Origin of the sequence: Mesorhizobium sp. M0768 (assembly GCF_040320195.1) — a bacterium.
Classification (GTDB): domain Bacteria; phylum Pseudomonadota; class Alphaproteobacteria; order Rhizobiales; family Rhizobiaceae; genus Mesorhizobium.
Window position 1 is genome coordinate 73,618 of sequence record NZ_JAMYPD010000022.1, and the last position, 24,550, is coordinate 98,167.

Here is a 24,550-nt window from a genome sequence, read left to right on the forward strand (position 1 = left end):
CCATGCGATCGACACTCGCCCGCCTCGCCCTCGCCGCTTCCGCTGGTCTTGTACTCGCCTCCTGCCAGTCAGGCCCGAAGAGCGCGCCGGCGCCGGCGGGCAAGAGCGCGTCACTGCTTGCCATGGAGCAGGTGGCAATAGCTGCCCACAAATGCTGGATCGCCAGCAAGGACCCTGCCTTCAAATCGTACCAGATGGCCAACGAGCTGAATTCGTTCAGCGGCACGCCGCGCTTCCTGCTGGTGCCGGCCAAACATTATGGTGGAAAGCCGTTGCTGGTCGTGCAGGCGCAAGGCAATTCGAGCCGCGTCGACGTGTTCGGCCCATTGATGGCGGAACCGCTCGGCGCCCGCATCGGCTCGGACATTGCCCGCTGGCAGGCGGGCAATCCGGCCTGCGGCGCTGCTGCCTAGCCCAATGGGTCGCGTGCTGCAGATCGCCGGTCTGGTCGTCGGCCTGGCCGGGCTCGTCCTGCAGCTCTGCATCACCGTCCCGGCATCAATGGAAGCCGGCCGCGGCTTTGCCGGCTCGCTGGTCTTCTATTTCAGCTTCTTCACCATCCTGACCAACATCGGCGCGGTGCTCGTCCATGCCTCGTTGCTGTCGTCGACGGGTTATGCATGGTTTCCGGCCTTTTCCGCGCCACGGATGCGGGCGGGCGTAGCCGTCGCCATAACGCTGGTCCTCATCGTTTATGCAACGGTCCTGGCGCAGCTTTGGCAGCCGCAAGGGCTGTTCCTGCTCTGCGATGTGCTCCTGCACTATGTGACGCCGGTGTTGTTCGTGCTGTGGTGGCTTGTGGCAGGCGCCGACGGCTCGACGCGGTGGCGCGACATCTCCTGGTGGATGATCTATCCGATCGCCTATCTGGCCTACGCGCTGCTGCGGGCGCCGATTGCCGGTGAAGTGCCCTACCCGTTCCTCGATCTCGCCAAGAACGGCGCGACCAGCGTCGCCGTCTCGGCTCTGGCCATCACCGGGCTCTTTCTGATGCTGTGCATTGTGGCGGTGCTTGTGGACCACGGTGTCACGCGGATCAGGGCGGCGGGCGTCCGCTAACGCGCGATAGCGCCCCGTCGAACTCCTCAGTCCCAGAACGGCCTCAGACCTTCACGATGGGCATCGCAGCGTGAAATGCCGATATCCTTGAGCTGGGCGTCGGTCATCTCGAGCAGGACCAGCCGACTGCGGCGGCGATCCAGCAGGCTGTCGATCCATCGGACGAATGACGTGACCACTTGCACGAGCCCGCGAACATAGGATCTCCGGCCCGACGAGCGGCTTCCGGTCAATTCAACTGCCGCGTAGCGGATTGTCTCTATTGTACCCATTTTCTTTCTGCCAAGATTGCAATTGTGCCTTTTCGTACGGCCCGCTCCATATGTATTGACTCTCATTTCGGTGCAATGTAAAAAATTGTCACCATGACAACTTGGCTTCCAGACCTGACCGCCCGCACCGGCCCGCTCTATCAGCGGCTTGCTGATTCCATCGAGACGGACATCGACCGCGGCCTGATCGGTGCAGGGGCAAAGCTGCCGCCGCAGCGCGATCTGGCATACGACATCGGCACGACCGTCGGCACGGTTGGCAGGGCCTATCAATTGCTGCGCGAGCGGGGACTGGTCAGCGGCGAGGTCGGCCGCGGAACCTATGTTCTCGCTCAACGGTCGGAGAGCGCAAAGGCGGATTTCCTGGGGCCGGTCGAACAAGGCACGCGCTATATGGATGCGCCCGGCGACAAGCTGCGCTTCGATAGCACCGCCGCACCGGATGTCGGCCAGGGTGCCATCGTCGCCGACGTGTTGACACGCACGGCGCAAGACCATCCGCATGAGATTTCAAGCTATACTCGTGATTTCCCGGACCGCTGGTTCGAAGCGGGCAGGCGCTGGCTGTCGCGCAATTCCTATCGCCCGGCGGCGGATGCCATCGTTCCCACGCTCGGCACCCACGCCGCGGTGATGGCAACCATTGCGGGGCTCACCGCCCCCGGCGACTATGTCGTCTTCGAGCACCTCACCTATTCGCAGATCTCGCGCAGTGCCGGCCTGATCGGTCGCCGGACCGCACTGGTGGCGACTGACGACGAGGGCATCGATCCCCAGGATTTCGAGCGCGTCTGCGCACAAAAGCACCCGAAGATGATGTTTTTGATGCCGACGGCCAAGAACCCGACGCTGACAACGCTGTCGGCATCGCGCCGCGAGGCAATCGCGCATGTCGCCCGTCAATATAACGTCGTCCTGATCGAGGACGATCTCTATGGCGGACTGACCGATGACCCAACGCCTTTAATGGCCGAATATGCTCCCGAACGGACCATCGTTGCCGGCGGCCTGTCGAAATCGGTTGCGGCGGGTGTTCGCGGCGGCTGGCTCGCTTGCCCGCCGGCCTATCGTCACCGCATCCGGGTTGCCCACAAGATGATGACGGGCGGCCTGCCCTTTCTGCTGGCGGAGGTGGGCAGCCGGCTGGTGCTGTCCGGTCAGGCCGCTGAGGTGCGCAAGCGCAGCATTGCCGAGATCGGTGCGCGCATCGCGATCGTGCGCGAGACACTCGACGGCTTCGATTTCAAGGCGCTGGATAACGTGCCGTTCGTCTGGCTCACTTTGCCCGACCCGTGGCTTTCCGGCACTTTCAAACAGGCCTGCCTCGAACATGGCGTGCTCATCGACGACGAGGATGAGTTCAAGGCAGGGCGTTCCGAACAGGCCTTTCACGGCGTGCGGTTTGGCATCTCGCAGCCGCGACAGCGGGACGATATCGCGCACGGCGTCGCGGTGATCCGGCGGCTTCTGGACGAGGGCCGCGCCGGCTACGACAGCTTTTCCTGAACCGGCTTGAAACCGGCGGGTCGAGTGGCGATCTTTCGCTACTTGCGGTCAGCTGTTGCTTTCCATCGTTTTAGTCATCCAACGGGGTGTATCGGCTGCAACGCTTGCGATAAGACGGGACTCGATCCCAAGGACACAATTGCCGATCATGACCATTTCCAATTCCGTGCCGATCACTCCTGAACTCATTGCCGCGCACGGGCTGAAGCCCGACGAGTACCAGCGCATCCTCGACCTGGTCGGGCGCGAACCGAGCTCTACCGAACTTGGTATTTTTTCCGCGATGTGGAACGAGCATTGTTCCTACAAATCCTCGAAGAAGTGGCTGCGCACGCTGCCGACCACCGGGCCGCAAGTCATCCAGGGCCCGGGCGAGAATGCCGGCGTGGTCGACATCGGCGACGGCGACTGCGTCGTCTTCAAGATGGAGAGCCATAACCACCCCTCCTATATCGAGCCATATCAGGGAGCGGCGACCGGCGTCGGCGGCATCCTGCGCGATGTCTTCACCATGGGCGCGCGGCCGATCGCGGCGATGAACGCGCTGCGTTTCGGCGCGCCGGACCATCCCAAAACCAGGCATCTCGTTGCCGGCGTCGTTTCCGGCGTCGGTGGTTATGGTAATTCCTTCGGCGTGCCGACGGTCGGCGGCGAGGTCAATTTCGACGCCCGCTACAACGGCAATATCCTGGTCAATGCGTTTGCCGCGGGGCTTGCCAAGACTGATGCAATCTTTCTGTCCGAGGCCAAGGGCGTCGGCCTGCCGGTCGTCTATCTCGGCGCCAAGACCGGGCGCGACGGCGTCGGCGGCGCCACCATGGCCTCGGCAGAGTTCGACGACAAGATCGACGAGAAGCGGCCCACGGTCCAGGTTGGCGATCCATTCACCGAAAAATGCCTGCTCGAAGCCTGCCTCGAACTGATGGCGTCCGGCGCCGTTATCGCCATCCAGGACATGGGTGCCGCCGGCCTCACCTGCTCGGCGGTCGAGATGGGCGCCAAGGGCGACCTCGGCATCGAGCTCGATCTCGACAAGGTGCCGGTGCGTGAAGAGCGCATGAGCGCCTATGAGATGATGCTTTCGGAGAGCCAGGAGCGCATGCTGATGGTGCTGCGCCCCGAAAAGGAAAAACAGGCCGAGGCGATTTTCCACAAATGGGGCCTCGACTTTGCCATCGTCGGCAAGACCACCGACGATCTGCGCTTCCGCGTGCTGCACCAGGGCGACGAGGTCGCCAACCTGCCGATCAAGGATCTCGGCGATCAAGCGCCGGAATATGACCGTCCCTGGGTCGATCCGAAGAAGCCGGCGCCGCTGGCCGGCGATGCACCGCAAGCCGATGTGGCCGACGCACTGCTCAAGCTGCTGAGCGGACCAGACCTTTCCTCGCGCCGCTGGGTCTGGGAGCAGTACGACACGCTGATCCAGGGTAATTCCCTGCAGCTTCCCGGCGGCGACGCCGGTGTCGTGCGCGTCGATGGCCACCCGACCAAGGCGCTCGCCTTCTCCTCCGACGTGACGCCGCGCTATTGCGAGGCCGACCCTTACGAGGGCGGCAAGCAGGCGGTTGCCGAATGCTGGCGCAATCTTACCGCCACCGGCGCTCTGCCGCTCGCGGCCACCGACAACCTCAATTTCGGCAATCCGGAACGGCCGGAGATCATGGGCCAGCTGGTTGGTGCTGTGAAAGGCATCGGCGATGCCTGCCGGGCGCTTGGCTTTCCGATCGTCTCCGGCAACGTCTCCCTCTACAATGAGACCAACGGACAGGGCATCCTGCCGACACCGACCATTGGCGGCGTCGGGCTGATTGCCGACTGGTCGAAAATGGTGCGCATCGGCTTTGCCGCCGAAGGCCAGATGATCGTGCTGGTCGGCGCGCCGACGATATGGGGCACGCATCTTGGCCAGTCGGTCTATATGCGCGACATTCATGGCCGCGCCGACGGCCCGCCGCCGCCGGTCGATCTCGGCCACGAGAAGCGGGTCGGCGACCATGTGCGGGCACTGATCGCCTCCGGTGTCGTTACCGCGGCGCATGACGTTTCCGATGGCGGCATCGCGGTGGCGCTGGCCGAGATGGCGATGGCCTCCGGCATCGGCGCGACCATCCCCGGCCTGATCGGCACAGATCCAATCCCGGTCTGGTTCGGCGAGGACCAGGGCCGCTATCTCTTGACGCTGTCGATCGACCCGCAGAGCGAGCAATGGGACGCCATTCGCGAACAGCAAAACAAGCTCGGCGTTTTTGCGCCGTGGATCGGCTCGACCGGCGGCAGCGAACTGAAGCTGGGCGAGGCGCGTGCGATACCGGTCAGCGAATTGACCGACGCCCACGAATCCTGGTTCCCTCGCTTCATGGCAAATGAGGTCGTGGACCCGTGATGTGATCGAGAGGGCCGTTTCGCTGTGGTTCATCCGCCATTTCGACCATATCTATGAGATCACGACCTGAACAAGGAATCCTCACATGGCAATGGACGCCCACGACATCGAACGGCTGATCAAGGAAGGCATTCCGGACGCCAAGGTGACGATTCGCGACCTGGCCGGCGACGGCGACCATTATGCGGCTGAGGTGGTGGCCGAAAGCTTTCGCGGCAAAAGCCGCGTCCAGCAGCACCAGATGGTCTATGACGCGCTGAAGGGCAACATGGGCGGCGTACTGCACGCGCTTGCCCTGCAGACCAGCGTGCCGGACTGAGCTCTCTTGCAGTTACCGGCTCGCAAGCTTCTTACCGGTCACGGCGATGATCGGCCCGACCGGATAGCTTCCACCCACAATCATCCGCTCGCCGTTCGACAGCGCCGAAACGACCCCGTCGAAGAAAAGCGCGTTGGGACAATTGAGCGCATCTCGAAACAGTCGCGCGAAGCTGCCGAGGCTGACCTCAGAGCGCGAGATCGCCAGCACGACAGTGTTTTCGTCACGCACGCCGATGCCATTGCGGATATAGCGCGATGTGCCGTTTTGCTCGAAGCGGGGATGAAGCCGGCCGTCGATCACCAGCATCGGGCCGGATTGCGTGGCAAACATCACGTCCAGTCTGGTCGCAGCATAGGCGCTTGTCTCCATGACCGCCGCCTTGCCGTCCTTCCGGACCAGGAAGACGCCATTCGGTTTCAGGAAGAAATTCCCTTCGCTGTCGGCGACGTTGATCGGCGCCTTCTCCCGGCCGTCTTCGACGAGAAGGCCGACCGGAGTCAGGTCTTGGTGATACATGCCGGCGTTCATGGCGAGCAGCACCGGCCGGCCATGATCCGCCATCGCCTTGTCGAATTTGTCCAGTGAACCGAAAGCCTTGCCGTCAAGGCCTGCGTGGAACACACCGATGTCATAGTGGCGCAGATCGATTTCGCAGACGACATAGGCGACCGCCTCGAAGCTCGCGTCGCGGCACGGCGCCGGTAATTCACCGCCGACGACGAGAGATGGCTGTCTCGGCGACCTGGCCCACCAGATCAAGGACAGTGCGGCGAACAGAACGGCGAGAAGGAACCCGGCGAGATATCGTCTTTTCATCGCGCCTCGGGAAAGATGGTGGCCAACGCTCTTGGCCCAACATCAGACGTTCCTTTGCGCCATTTGCATGGCAAGGCGGCAAACATCTTGTTTCGCGCAACCCATGGGTTTATTTGAAGGGTAATGTTCGAGCCTGACTCCCACAGGCATGAAAGGGTATTCCATGAGCGGCATCAACGACTACATCGACAATGAAGTGAAGGGCAACGACGTCGTTCTCTTCATGAAGGGCACGCCCGGCTTCCCGCAATGCGGATTTTCCGGCCAGGTCGTGCAGATCCTCGACTATATCGGCGCCGACTATAAGGGCGTCGACGTGCTGACGTCGGCCGAACTGCGGCAAGGCATCAAGGACTATTCCAACTGGCCGACCATCCCGCAGCTCTACGTCAAGGGCGAGTTCGTCGGCGGCTGCGACATCATCCGCGAGATGTTCCAGGCGGGCGAATTGCAGACCTTCCTCGTCGAAAAGGGCGTCAGCGTCAAAGGCGCCGCCTGACTTCTGTTTTTGCGTATGACCTTCCGCCTGCGATTTTCGGGGGTCATGCGCTAAGCGCCGGGGCAGCCCCCACCTTGGCAAAAAGTTCTGCCCGCTATCGGGCAATCAACGAATGGATGCGTCGGCCAGCCGGCGCATTTTCGTTTGAGGATCGGACTGGCCTTGGATCAGCAAGCACAAGCGCAGCAAAAGGCAAGCACCTTGCCCATTCCGCGCTGGGAATTCATTGCGCTGTGCGCGGCGCTGATGGCGCTCAATTCGCTGGCAATCGACATTATTTTGCCGGCGCTGCAGCAGATCGGCGCTTCGCTTGGCATCGAAAATGAAAACCACCGGCAATATGTTGTCACCGCCTATATCCTTGGCTTTGGCGGCGGACAGCTGTTCTTCGGGCCGATCTCGGACCGCTTCGGGCGCCGCGCGCCGCTTGTCGCAGGGCTGGTGATCTACGTCCTGGCGGCCGGCGCTGCGGCAATCGCCCCGTCATTCGCCACGCTTCTGCTATGCCGGGCGGTGCAAGGCATCGGCGCGGCGGCGACGCGCGTCATTGCCGTCTCGATCGTGCGCGATACGTTCGACGGAAGGCGCATGGCCGAAGTCATGTCCTTGATCTTCATGGTGTTCATGGCCATTCCGGTGGTGGCGCCCGGTATCGGCCAGTTCATCATGCTGTTTGCGACCTGGCATGTGATCTTCGTCACCATGGCAGCCGGCGCGCTGATCGTGTCCGCCTGGTCGCTGCTGCGCCTGCCCGAGACACTACACCCCGAATATCGCCGGCCGCTGACGCTGTCCTCCATCATCGGCGGCTTCCGCATCGTTCTCACCAACCGCATCGCGCTCTGCTATGCCTTTGCCAGCACCTTCATCTTCGGCGCCATGTTCGGCTTCATCGCCTCGGCCCAGCAAATCTATGTCAGCGTGTTCAATGTCGGCGAGATGTTCCCCGTCATCTTCGCGGGGGTTGCCGGCGTACTTGCTTTTTCGAACTACCTCAACTCGCGCCTCGTCGGCCGCATCGGCATGCGCCGTCTGTCGCAAAGCGCGCTGCTGCTGTTTCTGGCCATCAGCCTTGCCTGGCTGGTCGTTTCCATCGAAATAAAGATGCCGCTCTGGCTCTTCATTACCTTCTTTGCCTGCGCCATGGTCCCGTTCGGCGCGCTCGGCGCGAACTTCAACGCGCTCGCCATGGAGCCGCTGGGGCACCTGGCCGGCACTGCGTCGTCGATCCTTGGGTTCATGCAGACATTTCTTGGCGGCATTCTCGGTACGCTGATCGGCCAAGCCTTCAACGGCACGGTGACGCCGCTGGCCGCCGGGTTCTGCAGCGTGTCGGTGGCGGCGCTGCTGATGATCCTGCTGGCCGAGCGCGGCAGACTGTTCCAGCCGCATAACCCGCCGGTTTAATGCACATTGCGCGTGCACCTAGGATGCACCCTCACTGACCGCGGTGAAGCGGGGGAACAGCGTACGTCCTGCGATTGCTCCACCCATACTGTCCGAAACGGGCAGTGGAAGAGCCTTGTCGAGCGCCTCGAGGACGGAAGCCACGAAGGCCCGATTGAGCGGACCATCGTCCCCTAGATGGGAGTAAGTGGCGCGCGGCTTGCCGATAAGCGTGCCGTTTCGGCGAATTGAGAACTGCAGCGTCAGGGTCATGCCCGCGGTTCCGGGCGGCGGCTTCCAACAGGCGAAGATCGCGGAGAACATCTCGTCTATGGTGTCGACGGAGTCGGGACTGCGACATGCGCGTTCCCCAGCGCTTGCTTCATTGACACCGGCAACCAAGGCAAGGGCAAAGGCCGTTGCAACAATTGCGGACCGAGGTTTCATTCGAGGTCTCCGGTTTCGCACAGGATTGGACAACTTTGGCAGCGAAGAGTTATTCCGCCCAGAGCTCGCGGCGCAGCTCCCGCCAGCTCTCCCGGTCCGGCGCGACCAGCAGGCCACCTCCGACATGCGACGGCAGATAGGCGCTGCCGTCGAAGCGCGCGGCATGGCCGCCCGCCTCCGCATGGATCAGCACGCCAGGCAGGTGATCCCAGGGCATCAGCTTGTTGTAGACGACGAAATGGCCGTGGCCACTGGCCAGCAGGCGGTATTCGTGGGCGGCGCAGCGATAATTGAACTGCGATAGCGACTTGGTCTGGTTGCGCGCCAAACGTGAGCGGTCCGGCTCGGGCACATAGTGCCATGAGACCGCACCGGTCATTTCCGACATCGGCGCCGGTTTGGCGACATGGACCTTTTCCAGATTGCCATGGGCATGGCGGATATGGCTGCCGGCGCCACTAACGCCGATCAGCCAATCCTTGCCGACGGGATCGTGAATGATGCCGGCGACCGTCTCGCCCTTGATCACGACGCCAAGCATGACGCCGAACAGCGGCACGCCGGAGGCGAAGTTGAAGGTGCCGTCGACCGGGTCGATGACGAAGGCGAGTTCGGCATCGCCGAGACCGTCGAGCAGCGTCGGGTCGTCGGAGCAGGCCTCCTCGCCGACGATCATTGCGTGGGGATAACGCTGGCGCAGCCTGGCGGTGATGAGCCGTTCGGCATTGACGTCGGCCTCGGTGACGAGATCGGCGGCCGAGGTCTTGCGACGGACGTCGCCCTCGCTCAACCGGCGAAAGCGCGGCATGATCTCGGCGACAGCGGCTTCCGACAGAAGGTCTGCAAGCCAGTCGATCGCGCTATCGTCAAATGTCATCGGGACGCCTGGTGGTGAGGGTTTCGTTGAGGGCGGCGAAATCGAACAGCTTCCTGTCGAGCAGATGCGAACTCCGCACATTGGTCATGGCGCGGATCATCGTGTCCTTGCGGCCGGGCATGCGCTTCTCGATGTCGTCGAGCATCGCCTTCATGGCGTTGCGCTGCAGGCCTTCCTGGCTACCGCACAGATCGCACGGAATGATCGGGAATTTCATGGCGCCGGCGAATTTCTCGAGATCCGCTTCCGCACAATAGGCGAGCGGCCGCAGCACCATGACATCGCCTTCGTCGTTGAGCAGCTTCGGCGGCATGGCGGCGAGGCGTCCGCCATGGAACAGGTTCATGAAGAAGGTTTCCAGTATGTCCTCGCGGTGATGACCGAGCACCAGCGCCGAGCACCCCTCCTCGCGGGCAATGCGATAGAGATGGCCGCGCCGCAGCCGCGAGCACAGCGAGCAATAGGTGCTGCCCTCGGCCAGCTTGTCGGTGACCACCGAATAGGTGTCCTGATATTCGATGCGATGCGGAATGGCATAGCTGTCGAGATAGTCGGGCAATATGTGCTTGGGAAAGTTCGGCTGGCCCTGGTCGAGATTGCAGGCCAACAGCTCGACCGGCAGCAGCCCGCGCCATTTGAGATCGAGCAGAACGGCAAGCAGGCCGTAGGAATCCTTGCCGCCCGACAGTGCGACCAGCCAACGGTCGCCGGGTCTCACCATGGCGAAATCGTCGATCGCCTGGCGGGCAAGCCGCAACAGCCGCTTGCGCAGCTTGTTGAACTCGACGGAGGACGGCACATCGGCAAACAGCGGATGAAAGCCGCCTTCGGTGTCGGCGACCGGTTCGAGTGTTTCGGCGTCTGGCAGCATATTCATGGCGCGTCGGCCCCAAGATCCTGTTGCCGCCCGCAGTAGCGCATCGGACCGAAAACCGAAATCGATTTCGGAATCACGCCGCGGAAAAGGAAACGAAAAAAGAAAAGGCCGCCTCGACGGGCGGCCTTCGATTGTATCGCGACGAACGCGCCGATCAGCGCGAATAGAATTCGACGACTAGGTTCGGTTCCATCTGCACGGCAAACGGAACGTCCGCCAGGCCGGGGATGCGCGTGAAAGCTGCGGTCATCTTGTTGTGATCGGCGTCGATGTAATCGGGCACATCGCGCTCGGCCAGGCCCACCGATTCCAGCACGATGACCAGCTGCTTCGACTTCTCGCGCACTTCGATGACATCGCCCGGCTTGCAGCGGTACGAGCCGATGTTGACGCGCTTGCCGTTGACGTTGACGTGGCCATGATTGACGAACTGGCGCGCCGCAAAGATGGTCGGCACGAACTTGGCGCGATAGACGACTGCGTCGAGGCGCGATTCGAGCAGGCCGATCAGGTTCTCCGAGGTGTCGCCCTTGCGGCGGTCCGCCTCTTCATAGACCTTGCGGAACTGCTTTTCCGAAACGTCGCCATAGTGGCCCTTCAGCTTCTGCTTGGCGCGCAGCTGCAGGCCGAAATCGGAAAGCTTGCCCTTGCGGCGCTGGCCATGCTGGCCGGGGCCGTATTCACGCTTGTTGACCGGGGACTTCGGGCGGCCCCAGATGTTTTCGCCAAGACGGCGGTCGATCTTGTACTTCGCGGATTCGCGCTTGCTCATCGCATTCCCTTTCAAAACAACACACCCGGAACCTCATGGTCCGGGCGAAGGAAACGCGCCCTCCTCTGGCCTCCGTTTTCGAGACCTGACAGGGTTTTCCACGCAACGCGACGGAAAACCCACGGGACACGTCATTTCAAACAAGACATAGGGAAAGTAAACCGGCTTCCCAAACGTCTTGCACACATAAAGAAAACCACCGGGCATTGCGGCCCGGTGTTGGTGGGCTGGTTAAACGGAGATTTAACCGCTGTCAAGCTTCCGGCTGGCGCGAATCGCCGAACCGGATAGTGTTACGGTTGTAGAACGTGCCGGATGTGGCGGGAGGTTGCGCCAGCGGCATCAGGAAGGGACTGAAATCAGAGGAGCTGGAATTCGCATGAAGAAGTTCTTCCTTACGTTGGTAGGCGCCGCGGTGATGGCCGGCACGATGGCGGTCGCGCCCGAGCCGGCGCAGGCCCGGCATTGGCATGGGCACAGGCATCACCAGGTCTGCCGCATCGTGGTCAAGAAGAAGGTGGTGTGGCGCCACGGTCATCGCAAGGTGATCCGCTACAAAGTGCGGCGCTGCGGGTGGGGCTGGAACTGGTAATTTTCGTCCTCGCCCGTTGAGACTTCATGGCCCGCGGCTCAGCCGCGGGCCTTTTATTGACCGGCATCCGCCGTCAGAATGGCCAGTCGATCAGTGTTTCGACTTCTTTTCCGGCAGGCCCTTGCGCTTGGTCTCGGCGAATTCCTCGAGCTGTTTTTCGCTCATGGATTTATACATTCCCTTCGACGCGCCTTTGAGCGCGCCCTTCTTGGTCTCGCCGCGCTTGGCTGACAATGCCGCGCCGGCCGCTTTCTGCTGGGCTTTTGAGGTGGCTGGCATGATGGTTTCTCCCGTTTCCAATGAGAGGAAAACGCATTGTCCGGTGTGATGTTCCCAAAGCGAAAATTGCCTGCGATCAGGATATCGCCAGGCCAAATCCCTGCATCAGCCGGCGCGTCGGAAAATCGGCGCTGTTCGAGGTGAAGAATGCAAGGTCGGCGCCTTCCGGCAGTGCCTCTCTGCGATAGCGGGCCTCGGTATCGGCAAGCAGCGACAGCGCCCGGCGTGCGATCGCCTCGGCCGGGTCGAGCCAGTCGACCGGCCACGGTGCTGTCTTGCGCATGCGGTTGGCCAAAAACGGATAATGGGTGCAGGCAAGCACGACGATGTCGGTGCGCAGCCCGTCATGCTCGACGAAGCACGGCGCGATCTCGGCGCGCACGGCGTCCTCGTCGACAAAACCATCGCGCATATAGGCTTCGGCCAATGCAGCCAGCCTGTCGCTGCCGACCAGGCGGACGTGGCATTTCTGCGCCCATTTGCTGATCAGGTCGCGCGTGTACTGGCGCTTGACGGTGCCGGGCGTCGCCAGCACCGAAACCAGGCCCGAGCGCGTGCGTTCCGCCGCCGGCTTAATGGCCGGCACGGTGCCGACGAAAGGGTGGCCGGGAAACCGCTCGCGCAAGGCATCGATGACCAGTGTCGAGGCGGTGTTGCAGGCGATGACCGAAATGGCCGGCGAAAACCGGTCGAGCAGCCTGGCGAACAACTCCAGGATATGTGTTCTCAGCGCCGGTTCCTCCCAGCCGCCGAAGGGGAACGCCGCGTCGTCGGCGACATAGATGAAGCGGCGGTCAGGCATCAGCACGCGCGCCTCACGCAGCACGGTGAGGCCGCCAATGCCGGAATCGAACATCAGGATCGGACGGGCGCTCGATGGATCGGTTATTGTCATTGAGTCACTAAGGGCTGGGAATCACTAAGGGCTGGGAATCACAAACGAGATCACGAGGGAAGGCCCGGCCCATGCTTTCTGCTTCGGCCAATGATGCTTTATCCCGGCCGCTTCTATGTGGAACCATCATGGCCTTGATGCGGCGAGCCGGTCACACAAGGCCGCGCTTGCCGAAGCCGCCGGGCCGCGGCCGGCCGTTCGCCGGAGATGCAGGTTGAGATGCAGGGTGGTTCGACGGCACCGGCGCGGCCCGCGTGGCGTAGGCTGGAGCCAGGGCCGTCGCGCCGGCGGCTGACGCTGAATGGAGCGCGGCGGCGCCGCGCAGCGGCCCGGGCGGGTCGAAATCGTCGAAACTCAGGGATGACGCTATATCCGAAGAGCCGCCACCCGCCGGCTTGCCCGCCAAGATGACGGCCCACAGCCCGACAAGAGCTAATCCCAGCAGGTTAAGGCCGGAATGCGAATCTTCGCCGTCGAATTTTACGACAAGAACAGTGCCGGCCTGCAGGATCGCAAACAGCGTCGAGAACACGATATAGGACCAAAGGATCCAACCCGACCCTTGCGCGTCGCGGCTTCGACGCCAGGCGAAATTCGCGCGGAACAGAACGATCACCAGCGAGGTAACGAGAACAGCCGCGGCCAGCCCTTCCCTGGAAGGTCCGGGCCTCGAATTGGCCAAACCCTCGAAGCCGACGGTCCCCACGACGCACAGCACGAATGTCACGATTTCCGCAACCAGCAAGGCCGCGGAATAGAAGAAAAAGCGAAGACGCCCGATATTTGAATTGAACATCGAAAGATCCATCGTTTTCCAGACAATGGATCACACCAAATAACATTCGGTTACTGGTGAGGTATGGGCAGTTCCGAGGCTAGTCTTTGTCTTTCGCCCTCGCAGCGCGTGCCGCGGCCGCCGGGAGCCGCCTTGGATCATCGCCGGGCGATCCGTCGCCGCGCGGCATGGCCGGCGAGAACCTGTCCAGCGATGATATGATGCCGCGCAGCACCTTGAGCTCCGGCTCAGCAAAGCCGGGGCGGGTCAGCACTGCACGCAAATTGTCGACCATCTTCGGCTTCTTCGCTGCCGGGCGGAAATAGCCGCGCGCCTCCAGTGCACCTTCCAGATACGCCAACAGGCCGTGCAATTCTTCCTTGGCAGCCGGTGGCATTTCGGGGCCGGACAAGTTGGTCCTGGTCTCGTCTTCCAGGCCGGACTTCATCCATTCATAGGACATCAGTAGGGCCGCCTGGGCAATGTTGAGCGAGGAGAAGGCTGGATCGACGGGGAAGGTGACGATCTCGTCGGCAAGGCCGACCTCGTCATTATAGAGGCCGAAGCGCTCGCGGCCGAACAGGATGCCGGTGCGCTGGCCGGCCCGCTGCCGCGCGCGCATTGCCCTGCCCGCCTCGACCGGACCGCGCACCGGCTTGAAATTGTCGCGCGCGCGCGCCGTGGTGGCGAAGACGAAGTTCAAATCGGCAACCGCCGAGGCCAGGTCATCGAACACCTTGACGGCATCGATGACGTGGTCGGCGCGGCTTGCGGCGGCACGCGCCTTCTCGCTCGGCCAGCCGTCGCGCGGATTGACGAGCCGCAGCTCGGAAAGGCCGAAATTGGCCATGGCGCGCGCAACCATGCCGATATTCTCGCCGAGCTGCGGCTCGACCAGGACGATCGCCGGTCCGGACGCTGGAGTTCCGGAGGCAAGAGGGGTGGCGGGATCCTGGGTAGCGGCCATGGTTGTCAGTGAACTGCTGTTTGCGGCATTTCGCAGTCCCCTGCCACATTTGGCGGCGAAAATGAAGCTTTCGCAAGGAATGCCTACACTACGGCGCGGTTCGCCGTTTGCGCGGCCAAAAAGCCTTTGATATACGGGCCGCATCCCAGGGCCGGCAGCCGTGCGGGCAAGGCCGTTCCGTTCCCCAAAAGCGAGGCATTCTTTCCATGGCGAAGATCAAGGTGGCGAACCCGGTCGTCGAACTCGACGGCGACGAGATGACCCGCATCATCTGGCAGTTCATCAAGGACAAGCTGATCCACCCTTATCTCGACCTCAAGCTCGAATATTACGACCTCGGCATCGAGCACCGCGACGCCACCAACGACCAGGTGACCATCGATTCGGCCAATGCCATCAAGAAATACGGCGTCGGCGTGAAATGCGCGACGATCACGCCCGACGAGCAGCGCGTCGAGGAATTCAAGCTGAAGAAGATGTGGAAGTCGCCGAACGGCACCATCCGCAACATCCTCGGCGGCACCATCTTTCGCGAGCCGATCATCATGAAGAACGTGCCGCGGCTGGTGCCCGGCTGGACCAAGCCGATCATCGTCGGCCGCCACGCCTTCGGCGACCAGTACCGCGCCACCGACTTCCGCTTCCCCGGCAAGGGCAAGCTGACGATCAAATTCGTCGGCGAGGACGGCCAGGTGATCGAGCACGACGTGTTCGACGCACCCGGCGCCGGCGTCGCCATGGCCATGTACAATCTCGACGAATCGATCCGCGAATTCGCCCGCGCCTCCCTGAACTACGGCCTGCTGCGTAATTACCCCGTCTACCTCTCGACCAAGAACACCATCCTCAAAGCCTATGACGGCCGCTTCAAGGACATCTTCCAAGAGGTCTACGAGGCGGAGTTCGAAACAGAATTCAAAGCTAAGAAGCTCTGGTACGAGCACCGGCTGATCGACGACATGGTGGCCTCGAGCCTGAAATGGTCGGGTGGCTATGTCTGGGCCTGCAAGAATTATGACGGCGACGTGCAGTCCGACACGGTGGCGCAAGGCTTCGGCTCGCTCGGCCTGATGACCTCGGTGCTGATGACGCCGGACGGCAAGACCGTCGAGGCGGAAGCCGCGCACGGCACCGTCACCCGCCACTATCGCCAGCACCAGAAGGGCGAGGAGACCTCGACCAATTCGATCGCCTCGATCTTTGCCTGGACGCGCGGCCTCGCGCACCGCGCCAAGCTCGACGACAATGCCGAACTGAGGCGCTTTGCCGAGACGCTGGAAAGGGTCTGCATCCAGACGGTCGAGTCCGGCTTCATGACCAAGGACCTGTCGCTGCTGATCGGCCCCGACCAGCCATGGCTTTCGACCACCGGCTTCCTCGACAAGATCGACGAGAATTTGCAGAAAGCGATGGCCTGAGCCCAACCGGCATGGGCAAGCCCGTCGTCTACGGCGCGGACTACAGCGTCTATGTGCGCATCGTGCGGCTGGTGCTGGAGGAAAAGGGCGTCGGCTACGAGCTCGTGCCCGTCGACATCTTTGCCGCGGACGGCATTCCCGGCTGGTATTTCGAGCACCAGCCGTTCGGCCGCATCCCGGCCTTCGAGCATGACGGCTTTCGCCTCTACGAGACCGGCGCGATTGCCCGTTATGTCGACGAAGCCTTTGGCGGCCCGGCGCTGCAACCGGTCGAAGCCCGGCCTCGAGCACGCCTGAACCAGATCACCGGCCTGCTCGACGCCTACGCCTACAGGGCCATGGTCTGGGATGTCGCTGTCGAGCGGCTGGAAAAAACGCCGCCCGACGAAGCCGTGATCGCCAACGGGTTGCGGCAGGCGAGAACGGCATTGCAGGCGCTCTCCTCGCTGAAAGCCGAAGGGCCTTGGCTGTTGGGAACGGACCTGACGCTGGCCGACCTGCACGCCGCACCGATCATCGGCTATTTCATCAAGGTCGCCGAGGGACAAGCCCTGCTGGCCGAGTTTGCCGAGATCCGGGATTGCTATGCGCGCATCACTCAACGCGCGAGTTTTGCGAAAACCGAAAAGGCAGGGTGAAACCGCGGCGAGGCGCGGCAACTTCGCACGACCTGGGTTCCTCGCCCCGCTTGCGGGGAGAGCTGGCTCGGCGAAGCCGAGACGGAGAGGGGAAATCGGCGCATTCCTAAAGCGCCTTTTGATTGCGCGGGCCCCCTCTCCGGCCGCTTCGCGGCCACCTCTCCGCCACTTCGTGGGGGCGAGGAACCGGAGGCAAGCCGCTCAATCGGGAAGGTAGATCTCCGCCTTCATGAAGGTCTTCGCACGGCCTGTGATCAGCACGCGATCTCCGGCCAGTTCGCATAGCAAATGCCCGCCGCGCTGCGAGCATTGGAATGCCGACAGATGCGTCTTGCCGAGTTTTTCAGACCAGTAAGGCACCAGCGTCGCATGAATGGAGCCGGTTACCGGATCCTCGGGAATGCCCGCCCCAGGCACGAAGTAACGGGAGACGAAATCGTGGGCTCGCCCAGGCGCGGTAATAACCAGGCCGAGAGGATGAAAACGTCCGATCCTGAGCAGATCGGGAACGAAAGATCGCACGGTTGTCTCGTCGGCAAGCTCGACAAACAGGTTCTCGAAATTGCGGAAGCTCGCAACCGGCCGCTGAGGCAATATCGCTTGCAGCGCCGAGTTCAGCTCTTCCTCGACGGGCTGCGGCGGAAAACAAGGCAGATCGAGCTGATAGCCCCCTTCCCACCGGGAAACCCGCAGCTCGCCGACCCGGGTGGCGAAGGCCATTTCGCCCTGACCATTGTATTCCGTAGCCAGCACATGGGCGGCCGCAAGAGTGGCGTGGCCGCAGAAGTCGACTTCGTGGACCGGCGTGAACCAGCGCAAATCCCAACCTTTGCCATTCGGCCGCACAAACGCGGTTTCAGCAAGATTGTTTTCGTTGGCGATGGCCTGCATTACCTGCTCCGACAGCCATTCCTCTAAAAGGAGAACGGCGGCAGGGTTACCCTGGAAGGCCCGTTCGGCAAAGGCATCGACCTGATACATCGTCAGCGTCGGCATATCGGCCCTCAAAGATATCCGCTGGGCGACGCGCCATTTCGGCCGTGCCGCCCCCGGTGCAGGTTCACGCCGCTTCGAGAGCCGCCTTCACCGCAGCGATCGCGTCTTCGGCCTTCGAGGCGTCCGGGCCGCCGGCCTGAGCCATATCGGGTCGCCCGCCGCCGCCCTGCCCGCCCAATGCCGCGGACGCGACGCGCACCAGATCGATGGCGCTGAAGCGGCCGGTCAGATCATCGGTGACGGCGACGACGACGCTTGCCTTGTTGTCCTCGCCGGCGCCGACAAAGACGACGATGCCGGAGCCGAGCGACTTCTTGCCGGCATCGGCCAACGGCTTAAGATCCTTTGGCGAGACGCCCGATACCGCCTTGCCGAGAAAACCGACACCGGCAATGGTTTCGTTTTCCGCAGGCACACCGGCTGGCGAGCGATCGCCCAGCGCCAGCTTCTTGCGCGCCTCTGTCAGCTCCTTTTCGAGCTTCTTGCGTTCGTCGAGCAGCGCCTCGACGCGGGCCGGCACATCGGCCGGCGAAATCTTCAGCGCGGCGGCGGCCGCCTTCAGCCGCTTGTCCTGTTCGTCGAGATGCTTTCTGGCCGCCTCGCCGGTCAACGCCTCGATGCGGCGAACGCCGGCAGCGACCGCGCTGTCGGACAGGATGCGCACCAGGCCGATATCGCCGGTCGCCCTGACATGCGTGCCGCCGCATAGCTCGACCGAATAAGGCCGGTTGGCCTTGGCGCCATGCAAGCCCGTGCCCATCGAAACGACGCGCACTTCATCGCCATATTTCTCGCCAAACAGCGCCATGGCGCCTTCGGCAATGGCGTCGTCGACAGACATCAGCCGCGTGGTTACAGGGCCGTTCTGAACGACGATCTCGTTTGCCATGCGCTCTACCTCTTCGAGCTCGTCATGCGAGATCGGCTTGTTGTGGGAGATGTCGAAGCGCAGACGCTCGGGCGCAACCAGCGAGCCCTTCTGCGCGACATGGGTACCCAGCACCTCGCGCAGCGCTTCATGGATCAGATGCGTGGCGGAATGGTTCGCGCGCAGCCTGGTGCGACGCGCGTGGTCCACCTTCAGCTCGACGGTCGCGCCCGTCTTGACCGTGCCGGTAGCCACCTTGCCGAGATGGACGAAAAGCCCATCGGCCTTCTTCTGGGTATCGGATATCTCTATCGAGAACCCGTCGCCCGAAATGACGCCGGTGTCGCCCATCTGGCCACCGGACTCGCCATAGAACGGCGTCTGGTTGACAACCACGGCAACGGCGTCACCCTTGCCGGCGCTGTCGACGGTCTTGCCGTCCCTGACCAGCGCCTGGACGAGGCCTTCGGCCTGCTCGGTCTCATAGCCGAGGAACTCGGTGGCGCCGGCGTTCTCGCGCACCGGAAACCATACCGTCTCGGTCGCCACGTCGCCGGAGCCGGCCCAGCTTTTGCGCGCCTCCGCCTTCTGCCGCTCCATCGCCTCGGTGAAGCCGGCAAGGTTGACCGAGATGTTGCGCTGGCGCAGCGCGTCCTGCGTCAGATCGAGCGGAAAGCCATAGGTGTCGTAGAGCTTGAACGCTGTCTCGCCATCCAGCATGTCGCCGGAGGCCAGCTTTTCCGTCGCCTCCGAAAGCAAGCCCAAGCCTCGCACCAGCGTCTTGCGGAAGCGCGTCTCTTCCAGCTTCAGCGTTTCGGTGATCATCTGTTCGCCGCGCACCAGTTCCGGGTAGGCTTGGCCCATCTCGCGGACCAGCGCCGGCACCAGGCGCCACATCAGCGGATCGCGGGCGCCGAGCAACTGCGCGTGGCGCATGGCGCGGCGCATGATGCGACGAAGTACGTAGCCGCGGCCTTCGTTGGACGGCAGTACGCCGTCGGCGACCAGGAAGCAGGACGAACGCAGGTGATCGGCGATGACGCGCAACGATGCGACGGCGTCCGCATCCGGACCGCGGCCAAGCGCCGACGACGCAGCGTCGATCAGGTGACGGAACAGGTCGGTTTCGAAGACGCTTTCAACCCCTTGCAGGATGGAGGCCATGCGCTCGAGGCCCATGCCCGTGTCGATCGACGGACGCGGCAGGTCGATGCGCTCGTCTTTCGTCACCTGTTCATACTGCATGAACACCAGGTTCCAGAATTCGAGGAAACGGTCGCCATCCTCCTCGGGGCTGCCGGGAGGGCCGCCCCAGATATGCTCGCCACGGTCGATGAATATCTCCGAACACGGCCCGCAAGGCCCGGTGTCGCCCATCGCCCAGAAATTGTCCGAAGTCGCGATGCGGATGATGCGATCGTCCGAAAGGCCGGCGATCTTCTTCCAGTACGAAGCCGCCTCGTCGTCGGTGTGGTAGACGGTGACCAGCAGCTTGTCCTTCTTCAGCCCGAACTCCCTGGTGATCAGGTTCCAGGCAAGCTCTATGGCCCGCTCCTTGAAATAGTCGCCGAAGGAGAAATTGCCGAGCATCTCGAAGAAGGTCAGGTGGCGCGCGGTGTAGCCGACATTGTCGAGGTCGTTGTGCTTGCCGCCGGCGCGAACACTCTTCTGGGCAGTCGTGGCGCGCGAATAGGGCCGCTTCTCCAGACCGGTGAAAACGTTCTTGAACTGCACCATGCCGGCATTGGTGAACATCAGCGTCGGGTCGTTGCGCGGCACCAGCGGGCTTGACGCGACGACCTCGTGACCTTCCTTGCGAAAATAGTCGAGAAATGCCGACCGGATCTCGTTGACGCCACTCATGAATACTGCCTTTTCGAGAGAACCGCCGGCTGCCGGCGGAAAATAGACATGGCCTTTTAGCGGTCGCACCGCAGCCTGTCCAGAAACACCAAATGGGCTCAAATCCCGGCTTTCACCAGCGCCTTGAAATGCGTCTGCCTCGCCGTCAAACGCGAACCGCCGGCCCTGGGCCGGCGGTTCGAAACGCATCGATTACGCAAACTCAAATCAAAACATCAAATCGAAACCTGGCTGAGGCTCAGCGAGGCGTCGCTTGCCCTACATCACCCCAGCGTCGTCCTCGAAACCGTCATCGCTGCTTTCGGAGCCGCCGTTCTCAAGGAATTTCTCAGCGATCAGCCCGGCATTCTGCCGTAGCGCCAGCTCGATCTCGCGCGCCGTGTCGGGATTGTCGCGCAGGAACAGTTTTGCGTTTTCGCGGCCCTGGCCAAGACGCTGCGAATTGTAGGAGAACCAGGCGCCCGACTTTTCGACCACGCCCGCCTTGACGCCGAGATCGACCAGCTCGCCGGTCTTGGAGACGCCCTCGCCATACATGATGTCGAACTCGACCACCTTGAAGGGCGGCGCCAGCTTGTTCTTGACGACCTTGACGCGGGTCTGGTTGCCGACGACCTCGTCGCGATCCTTGACCGAGCCGATGCGGCGGATGTCGAGGCGGACCGAGGCATAGAATTTCAACGCATTGCCGCCGGTCGTCGTCTCGGGCGAACCGAACATGACGCCGATCTTCATGCGGATCTGGTTGATGAAGATGACCATGGTGTTGGAGCGCGAGATCGAGGCGGTGAGCTTGCGCAGTGCCTGGCTCATCAGGCGGGCCTGCAGGCCGGGCAGCGAATCGCCCATCTCGCCTTCGATTTCCGCCCGCGGCGTCAACGCCGCCACCGAATCGACCACCAGCACGTCGATGGCGCCGGAGCGCACCAGCGTGTCGCAGATCTCCAGCGCCTGCTCGCCGGTATCGGGCTGCGAGATCAAAAGGTTTTCGAGATCGACGCCGAGCTTGCGGGCATAGACCGGGTCGAGCGCGTGCTCGGCATCGACGAAGGCGCAGATGCCGCCCTTCTTCTGGGCTTCGGCCACCGTGTGCAGCGCCAGCGTCGTCTTGCCCGAGCTTTCCGGCCCGTAGATCTCGACGATGCGGCCGCGCGGCAGGCCGCCGACGCCAAGCGCGATGTCCAGCCCAAGCGAGCCCGTCGGCACCGTTTCGATCTCGACGACCTGCTCGTTCGCGCCGAGCCGCATGATCGAGCCCTTGCCGAAGGCACGCTCGATTTGCGACAGCGCCGCATCCAGAGCCTTTGATTTGTCCACCGCTTTGTCCTCTACAAGCCGCAAAGAATTCTGAGCCATGATACATCACCCCGTGGTCGTCAATGGAGGCCGGACAATCCCGCAATCCTTAAAAGAATGTACCTCATTTGTTCTCATTTGTCAATGAGCACCAAGGGTTTGAAAAATAACGCATATCCCTATTTGTTCTATTTTTGTTTCGCAATTATTGCTTCCGATGCGTCTCGCCTCGCATGCGGCGCCGTTGCCGTTACCAACCGAATCGGACCCGTGATTGCAGGGTTCCGCCCGGCGACCTAGTCTCTCCGGGCAACAGCTAAAGGGCATTTTGACGGCATGATCAAATCCTCGACGATCCTGGCCGTGGGCGGCGCCTATATCGAGCGGCGCGGCCGGGTTGCCGGCGCCTTCGTGCCAGCAGCGTCTAATCCCGGCACGATGCGCGAGCATATCGGCGGCGCCGTCTTTAACGCCTTGCGCTGTGCCGTGCGCCGCGGCGTCTCGGCCTCGCTGCTTTCGGTGCGCGGCGGCGATGCCCTTGGCGACACGGTTTTACGCGCCGTCACCGAGGCCGGCATTGCCGACCTGTCGGCGGTGTTCCTCGACCGAGCAACGCCAAGCCATACGATGCTGATCGACAGCGACGGCGGGCTGATCGCCGGCCTTGCCGACATGGTGCTCTACGAGCTGGCGCTTCCCAAGCAGATCCGCCGCGCCAAGGTGCGGGAAGCGATCGGTTCGGCCGACGCGGTCCTGTGCGACGCCAACCTGCCGTCGACCGCGCTGGAGCGGCTGGCGGCACTCGCCGCCGGCAAGCCGGTGTTTGCGCTTGCGGTCTCGCCCAACAAAGCGGCGCGGCTGACGCCGGTGCTCGACCGTCTGGCGATGGCCTTCATGAACCGGCGCGAGGCCGGCGTGCTCGCCGGCGTCCAAATCGATCAAGGCATCGTCGACGGCCTGAGACGCGCCGGGCTGAAAAGCGGCGTGATCACCGCCGGCGACGAACCAGTGCTCGGTTTCGACGAATTGAGCGCGTTCTCGATCTCGCCACCGCCGCTGCAAAAGCGGACCGATGCTGCCGGCGCCGGCGACGCATTGGCAGGCGCCACGATCGCTGCCCTGCTGCGCGGCCTGACGCTGCGCGCGGCACTGCGCGAAGGCATTGCCGCCGCGATGCTCGTCGTCGAGCGCGCCGCCTTCACCAGCGCTGGCTTTGCCGAAGCGCTGGCGCTCGTGCCCGAGGCGCGGGACCTGGCGTGAAATGCGGCCCGGAATTGCCGAAGCATGACGCAGCCTATTTGCCGGCGCGCCGTCCTGCCTCGTAGGCGCGGCGCGCCCAGATCGCCATCTCGTCGGGATCGTCGAACGCGCTGTCGGGAACGCTCCAATAGGGCATCGACACGAGCTTGCCGTGGCGCGAGCCGGTATAGGTCCATTGCCGGCAGCCGGCCGCTTCGAAATCGGGCGCGCTTTCGGCGTCGGCCTTCAGCATCAATTCGCCACCGATGACGATGGCGACGATGACGCCGTCGAAATAGATGCCCCTGCCGCCGAACAGCTTGCGGATGCTGACCGGGCCGAGGCCTTCGAAAAGCTCTTCTATGCGCTCGTTGTCCATGCGGCGATCATGTCATCCGGATTTCCCCTTGTCATCGCCGCAACCGGCGCCATCCTGACAAAGTGCAAATCACTTTCGTCGGAGTTTCTCATGCCGCTTCTGCTCAAAGGGTCCTGCCGGTGCAATGCCGTGCGTTTCGAGGTGGAAAGCCACACGCCGGTGCCGTTCATGCTGTGCTACTGCTCGATCTGCCGCAAGCAGCAGGGCGGCGGCGGTTTTGCCATCAATCTCGGCGCCGATTACGAGACGCTGAAAATCCAGGGCAAGCGCCATCTCGGCGTCTACCGCGCCGAGATCGAGGACGACGAGCACCCGCAACGCGAGACCTCGACCGGCGAGCGGAACTTCTGCATGAAATGCGGGACGGCACTCTGGCTCTACGATCCGACCTGGCCGGAGCTGGTGCACCCCTTCGCCTCGGCGATCGACACAGACCTGCCAAAGCCGCCGGAGAAGGTGCATCTGATGCTGAAATACAAGGCGAACTGGGTCGAGCCCGACATCGGCAAGGGCGACAAGGTTTTCGATGTCTACCCGGAGGAGTCGATCGCAGACTGGCACAAGCGAACGGGGATGTGGGTGGATTAGCGTTCTTCTCCCCGTCGCTATACGGGGAGAAGATGCCGGCAGGCAGATGTGGGGTGGCGCAAACATTGCGAACGCCGGCTCGGCCCCTCATCCGGCCCTTCGGGCCACCTTCTCCCCGTATAGTGACGGGGAGAACGAAAACCTCAGGCCGAAGCGCGCGCCTCGGCCAGTGCCTTCAGATCAGCCGGCTTCAATTCGACCGATTCGCCGCAGCCGCAGGCCGAGCTCTGGTTCGGATTGCGGAAGGTGAAACCGGTGCGCAGCGTCGTCAGCTCGAAATCCATCTCGGTGCCGAACAGGAAAAGTGCCGCCTCCGGCGCGACATAGACATGGGCGCCGTCGCGCTCGATATGGTCGTCCTTGGTGTTGGGCTCGGTCACCAGATCGACCGTATATTCCATGCCGGCGCAGCCGCCCTTCTTGATGCCAAGGCGAATGCCATGTGCATTCTCACGGGTCGCAACGATCTCGCGCACCCGGTCGGCGGCCTTTTCGGTCATCGTGATGACGGCAAAGCGTCCCATGTTTTTCCTTCTCC

At 62.9% G+C, this 24,550-nt stretch carries 27 protein-coding genes; 12 read left to right on the plus strand and 15 right to left on the minus strand.

Translation table 11 applies throughout. The annotated features are described in order from the left end of the window. Positions 1-2 precede the first annotated feature (2 nt). On the plus strand, positions 3-413 hold the full coding sequence (locus NKI08_RS24350) for a hypothetical protein (protein WP_352474652.1): 411 nt from the start codon (positions 3-5) through the stop codon (positions 411-413). Positions 414-417: 4 nt separating this feature from the next. Then, positions 418-1,059: a Pr6Pr family membrane protein gene (locus NKI08_RS24355; protein ID WP_352501588.1), complete on the plus strand. Its 642-nt coding sequence runs from the start codon at positions 418-420 to the stop codon at positions 1,057-1,059. A 26-nt stretch (positions 1,060-1,085) separates the two neighbouring features. On the opposite strand, the gene NKI08_RS24360 is transcribed toward NKI08_RS24355, so the two are convergent. Further along, positions 1,086-1,331: a DUF1127 domain-containing protein gene (locus NKI08_RS24360; protein WP_352449398.1), complete on the minus strand. Its 246-nt coding sequence runs from the start codon at positions 1,329-1,331 to the stop codon at positions 1,086-1,088. 93 nt (positions 1,332-1,424) lie between these two features. Between NKI08_RS24360 and NKI08_RS24365 the strand changes: the two genes are divergently transcribed. The 3 genes from NKI08_RS24365 to NKI08_RS24375 all read left to right on the plus strand — a co-directional run bounded on the left by NKI08_RS24365 (position 1,425) and on the right by NKI08_RS24375 (position 5,542). Beyond that, complete coding sequence (locus NKI08_RS24365) at positions 1,425-2,837, plus strand: aminotransferase-like domain-containing protein (protein ID WP_352614099.1); 1,413 nt, start codon at positions 1,425-1,427, stop codon at positions 2,835-2,837. A gap of 148 nt (positions 2,838-2,985) precedes the next feature. Next, positions 2,986-5,223 carry a phosphoribosylformylglycinamidine synthase subunit PurL gene (gene purL / locus NKI08_RS24370; RefSeq protein ID WP_352772758.1) on the plus strand — a complete coding sequence of 746 codons (2,238 nt, stop codon included), beginning with the start codon at positions 2,986-2,988 and terminating at the stop codon, positions 5,221-5,223. Positions 5,224-5,308: 85 nt separating this feature from the next. After that, entirely contained in the window at positions 5,309-5,542 is a 234-nt protein-coding gene (locus NKI08_RS24375; protein WP_023674714.1) for a BolA/IbaG family iron-sulfur metabolism protein, read from the plus strand. Positions 5,543-5,554: 12 nt separating this feature from the next. Here the strand turns inward: NKI08_RS24375 and NKI08_RS24380 are convergent, their stop codons facing one another. Next, positions 5,555-6,361 (minus strand): phosphodiester glycosidase family protein, encoded by an 807-nt coding sequence (locus tag NKI08_RS24380; protein ID WP_352684188.1) that lies wholly within the window; start codon positions 6,359-6,361, stop codon positions 5,555-5,557. A gap of 163 nt (positions 6,362-6,524) precedes the next feature. On the opposite strand from NKI08_RS24380, the gene grxD reads away from it, so the two are divergent. Both grxD and NKI08_RS24390 read left to right on the plus strand, forming a co-directional pair. Then, positions 6,525-6,860, plus strand: a complete 336-nt coding sequence (gene grxD, locus NKI08_RS24385) for a Grx4 family monothiol glutaredoxin (RefSeq protein ID WP_023674712.1) — start codon at positions 6,525-6,527, stop codon at positions 6,858-6,860. A gap of 207 nt (positions 6,861-7,067) precedes the next feature. Further along, the gene (locus NKI08_RS24390) at positions 7,068-8,267 is read left to right on the plus strand and encodes a multidrug effflux MFS transporter (protein WP_502893744.1); all 1,200 of its coding nucleotides are present in this window, start codon (positions 7,068-7,070) and stop codon (positions 8,265-8,267) included. Between the two features lie 18 nt (positions 8,268-8,285). On the opposite strand, the gene NKI08_RS24395 is transcribed toward NKI08_RS24390, so the two are convergent. The 4 genes from NKI08_RS24395 to rpsD form a co-directional block, all read right to left on the minus strand. Further along, positions 8,286-8,693 carry a UCP034077 family protein gene (locus NKI08_RS24395; protein WP_352501584.1) on the minus strand — a complete coding sequence of 136 codons (408 nt, stop codon included), beginning with the start codon at positions 8,691-8,693 and terminating at the stop codon, positions 8,286-8,288. A gap of 49 nt (positions 8,694-8,742) precedes the next feature. After that, entirely contained in the window at positions 8,743-9,570 is an 828-nt protein-coding gene (locus tag NKI08_RS24400) for an inositol monophosphatase family protein (RefSeq protein ID WP_352772761.1), read from the minus strand. After that, a complete protein-coding gene (gene ttcA / locus NKI08_RS24405) occupies positions 9,560-10,447 on the minus strand; it encodes a tRNA 2-thiocytidine(32) synthetase TtcA (protein ID WP_352772763.1) in 888 nt (295 codons plus the stop codon). Before ttcA ends, NKI08_RS24400 begins: the two co-directional genes overlap by 11 nt. Before the next feature lie 154 nt (positions 10,448-10,601). Continuing rightward, positions 10,602-11,219: a 30S ribosomal protein S4 gene (gene rpsD / locus NKI08_RS24410; protein WP_352772765.1), complete on the minus strand. Its 618-nt coding sequence runs from the start codon at positions 11,217-11,219 to the stop codon at positions 10,602-10,604. Between the two features lie 379 nt (positions 11,220-11,598). Between rpsD and NKI08_RS24415 the strand changes: the two genes are divergently transcribed. After that, positions 11,599-11,811: a hypothetical protein gene (locus NKI08_RS24415; protein WP_023674706.1), complete on the plus strand. Its 213-nt coding sequence runs from the start codon at positions 11,599-11,601 to the stop codon at positions 11,809-11,811. Between the two features lie 90 nt (positions 11,812-11,901). On the opposite strand, the gene NKI08_RS24420 is transcribed toward NKI08_RS24415, so the two are convergent. The 4 genes from NKI08_RS24420 to NKI08_RS24435 form a co-directional block, all read right to left on the minus strand. Next, a complete protein-coding gene (locus tag NKI08_RS24420) occupies positions 11,902-12,090 on the minus strand; it encodes a DUF3008 family protein (RefSeq protein WP_023674705.1) in 189 nt (62 codons plus the stop codon). Positions 12,091-12,166: 76 nt separating this feature from the next. After that, positions 12,167-12,985, minus strand: coding sequence for a glutamate racemase (gene murI / locus NKI08_RS24425; protein ID WP_352772768.1), 819 nt, complete (start codon positions 12,983-12,985; stop codon positions 12,167-12,169). 151 nt (positions 12,986-13,136) lie between these two features. After that, positions 13,137-13,781, minus strand: a complete 645-nt coding sequence (locus tag NKI08_RS24430) for a DUF805 domain-containing protein (RefSeq protein WP_352772771.1) — start codon at positions 13,779-13,781, stop codon at positions 13,137-13,139. 79 nt (positions 13,782-13,860) lie between these two features. Beyond that, positions 13,861-14,727: an RNA methyltransferase gene (locus NKI08_RS24435; protein WP_352772774.1), complete on the minus strand. Its 867-nt coding sequence runs from the start codon at positions 14,725-14,727 to the stop codon at positions 13,861-13,863. Between the two features lie 206 nt (positions 14,728-14,933). On the opposite strand from NKI08_RS24435, the gene NKI08_RS24440 reads away from it, so the two are divergent. Further along, positions 14,934-16,145 carry an NADP-dependent isocitrate dehydrogenase gene (locus NKI08_RS24440; protein ID WP_352449387.1) on the plus strand — a complete coding sequence of 404 codons (1,212 nt, stop codon included), beginning with the start codon at positions 14,934-14,936 and terminating at the stop codon, positions 16,143-16,145. An 11-nt stretch (positions 16,146-16,156) separates the two neighbouring features. Further along, a complete protein-coding gene (locus NKI08_RS24445; RefSeq protein WP_352772777.1) occupies positions 16,157-16,783 on the plus strand; it encodes a glutathione S-transferase family protein in 627 nt (208 codons plus the stop codon). Positions 16,784-16,984: 201 nt separating this feature from the next. Here NKI08_RS24445 and NKI08_RS24450 read toward each other — a convergent pair whose 3' ends face one another. The 3 genes from NKI08_RS24450 to recA form a co-directional block, all read right to left on the minus strand. Continuing rightward, on the minus strand, positions 16,985-17,779 hold the full coding sequence (locus NKI08_RS24450; protein WP_352772780.1) for a PhzF family phenazine biosynthesis protein: 795 nt from the start codon (positions 17,777-17,779) through the stop codon (positions 16,985-16,987). A 64-nt stretch (positions 17,780-17,843) separates the two neighbouring features. Then, positions 17,844-20,510 carry an alanine--tRNA ligase gene (alaS, locus tag NKI08_RS24455; protein WP_352772818.1) on the minus strand — a complete coding sequence of 889 codons (2,667 nt, stop codon included), beginning with the start codon at positions 20,508-20,510 and terminating at the stop codon, positions 17,844-17,846. Between the two features lie 258 nt (positions 20,511-20,768). Further along, entirely contained in the window at positions 20,769-21,866 is a 1,098-nt protein-coding gene (recA, locus tag NKI08_RS24460; RefSeq protein WP_023674696.1) for a recombinase RecA, read from the minus strand. A 276-nt stretch (positions 21,867-22,142) separates the two neighbouring features. Here recA and NKI08_RS24465 point away from each other — a divergent pair, with 276 nt between their 5' ends. After that, on the plus strand, positions 22,143-23,066 hold the full coding sequence (locus tag NKI08_RS24465) for a PfkB family carbohydrate kinase (protein ID WP_352772783.1): 924 nt from the start codon (positions 22,143-22,145) through the stop codon (positions 23,064-23,066). 34 nt (positions 23,067-23,100) lie between these two features. On the opposite strand, the gene NKI08_RS24470 is transcribed toward NKI08_RS24465, so the two are convergent. Next, positions 23,101-23,424, minus strand: coding sequence for a TfoX/Sxy family protein (locus tag NKI08_RS24470; RefSeq protein ID WP_352772786.1), 324 nt, complete (start codon positions 23,422-23,424; stop codon positions 23,101-23,103). Between the two features lie 90 nt (positions 23,425-23,514). On the opposite strand from NKI08_RS24470, the gene NKI08_RS24475 reads away from it, so the two are divergent. After that, positions 23,515-24,012, plus strand: coding sequence for a GFA family protein (locus NKI08_RS24475; protein WP_352772789.1), 498 nt, complete (start codon positions 23,515-23,517; stop codon positions 24,010-24,012). Between the two features lie 143 nt (positions 24,013-24,155). Here NKI08_RS24475 and sufA read toward each other — a convergent pair whose 3' ends face one another. After that, complete coding sequence (gene sufA / locus NKI08_RS24480; protein WP_352772791.1) at positions 24,156-24,536, minus strand: Fe-S cluster assembly scaffold SufA; 381 nt, start codon at positions 24,534-24,536, stop codon at positions 24,156-24,158. Between the last annotated feature and the right edge of the window lie 14 nt (positions 24,537-24,550).

What these genes read in the sequence shown, in the direction of transcription:
- NKI08_RS24380 (WP_352684188.1), bottom strand. Translation starts at nt 6,361, where the DNA reads ATGAAAAGACGATATCTCGCCGGGTTCCTTCTCGCCGTTCTGTTCGCC.
- recA (WP_023674696.1), bottom strand. Translation starts at nt 21,866, where the DNA reads ATGGCTCAGAATTCTTTGCGGCTTGTAGAGGACAAAGCGGTGGACAAA.
- NKI08_RS24470 (WP_352772786.1), bottom strand. Translation starts at nt 23,424, where the DNA reads ATGGACAACGAGCGCATAGAAGAGCTTTTCGAAGGCCTCGGCCCGGTC.
- NKI08_RS24440 (WP_352449387.1), top strand. Translation starts at nt 14,934, where the DNA reads ATGGCGAAGATCAAGGTGGCGAACCCGGTCGTCGAACTCGACGGCGAC.
- NKI08_RS24360 (WP_352449398.1), bottom strand. Translation starts at nt 1,331, where the DNA reads ATGGGTACAATAGAGACAATCCGCTACGCGGCAGTTGAATTGACCGGA.
- NKI08_RS24415 (WP_023674706.1), top strand. Translation starts at nt 11,599, where the DNA reads ATGAAGAAGTTCTTCCTTACGTTGGTAGGCGCCGCGGTGATGGCCGGC.
- NKI08_RS24355 (WP_352501588.1), top strand. Translation starts at nt 418, where the DNA reads ATGGGTCGCGTGCTGCAGATCGCCGGTCTGGTCGTCGGCCTGGCCGGG.
- NKI08_RS24420 (WP_023674705.1), bottom strand. Translation starts at nt 12,090, where the DNA reads ATGCCAGCCACCTCAAAAGCCCAGCAGAAAGCGGCCGGCGCGGCATTG.
- NKI08_RS24400 (WP_352772761.1), bottom strand. Translation starts at nt 9,570, where the DNA reads ATGACATTTGACGATAGCGCGATCGACTGGCTTGCAGACCTTCTGTCG.
- murI (WP_352772768.1), bottom strand. Translation starts at nt 12,985, where the DNA reads ATGACAATAACCGATCCATCGAGCGCCCGTCCGATCCTGATGTTCGAT.
- grxD (WP_023674712.1), top strand. Translation starts at nt 6,525, where the DNA reads ATGAGCGGCATCAACGACTACATCGACAATGAAGTGAAGGGCAACGAC.
- NKI08_RS24435 (WP_352772774.1), bottom strand. Translation starts at nt 14,727, where the DNA reads ATGGCCGCTACCCAGGATCCCGCCACCCCTCTTGCCTCCGGAACTCCA.
- sufA (WP_352772791.1), bottom strand. Translation starts at nt 24,536, where the DNA reads ATGGGACGCTTTGCCGTCATCACGATGACCGAAAAGGCCGCCGACCGG.
- rpsD (WP_352772765.1), bottom strand. Translation starts at nt 11,219, where the DNA reads ATGAGCAAGCGCGAATCCGCGAAGTACAAGATCGACCGCCGTCTTGGC.
- NKI08_RS24465 (WP_352772783.1), top strand. Translation starts at nt 22,143, where the DNA reads ATGATCAAATCCTCGACGATCCTGGCCGTGGGCGGCGCCTATATCGAG.
- NKI08_RS24395 (WP_352501584.1), bottom strand. Translation starts at nt 8,693, where the DNA reads ATGAAACCTCGGTCCGCAATTGTTGCAACGGCCTTTGCCCTTGCCTTG.
- NKI08_RS24350 (WP_352474652.1), top strand. Translation starts at nt 3, where the DNA reads ATGCGATCGACACTCGCCCGCCTCGCCCTCGCCGCTTCCGCTGGTCTT.
- purL (WP_352772758.1), top strand. Translation starts at nt 2,986, where the DNA reads ATGACCATTTCCAATTCCGTGCCGATCACTCCTGAACTCATTGCCGCG.
- alaS (WP_352772818.1), bottom strand. Translation starts at nt 20,510, where the DNA reads ATGAGTGGCGTCAACGAGATCCGGTCGGCATTTCTCGACTATTTTCGC.
- NKI08_RS24450 (WP_352772780.1), bottom strand. Translation starts at nt 17,779, where the DNA reads ATGCCGACGCTGACGATGTATCAGGTCGATGCCTTTGCCGAACGGGCC.
- ttcA (WP_352772763.1), bottom strand. Translation starts at nt 10,447, where the DNA reads ATGAATATGCTGCCAGACGCCGAAACACTCGAACCGGTCGCCGACACC.
- NKI08_RS24375 (WP_023674714.1), top strand. Translation starts at nt 5,309, where the DNA reads ATGGCAATGGACGCCCACGACATCGAACGGCTGATCAAGGAAGGCATT.
- NKI08_RS24475 (WP_352772789.1), top strand. Translation starts at nt 23,515, where the DNA reads ATGCCGCTTCTGCTCAAAGGGTCCTGCCGGTGCAATGCCGTGCGTTTC.
- NKI08_RS24430 (WP_352772771.1), bottom strand. Translation starts at nt 13,781, where the DNA reads ATGTTCAATTCAAATATCGGGCGTCTTCGCTTTTTCTTCTATTCCGCG.
- NKI08_RS24445 (WP_352772777.1), top strand. Translation starts at nt 16,157, where the DNA reads ATGGGCAAGCCCGTCGTCTACGGCGCGGACTACAGCGTCTATGTGCGC.
- NKI08_RS24365 (WP_352614099.1), top strand. Translation starts at nt 1,425, where the DNA reads ATGACAACTTGGCTTCCAGACCTGACCGCCCGCACCGGCCCGCTCTAT.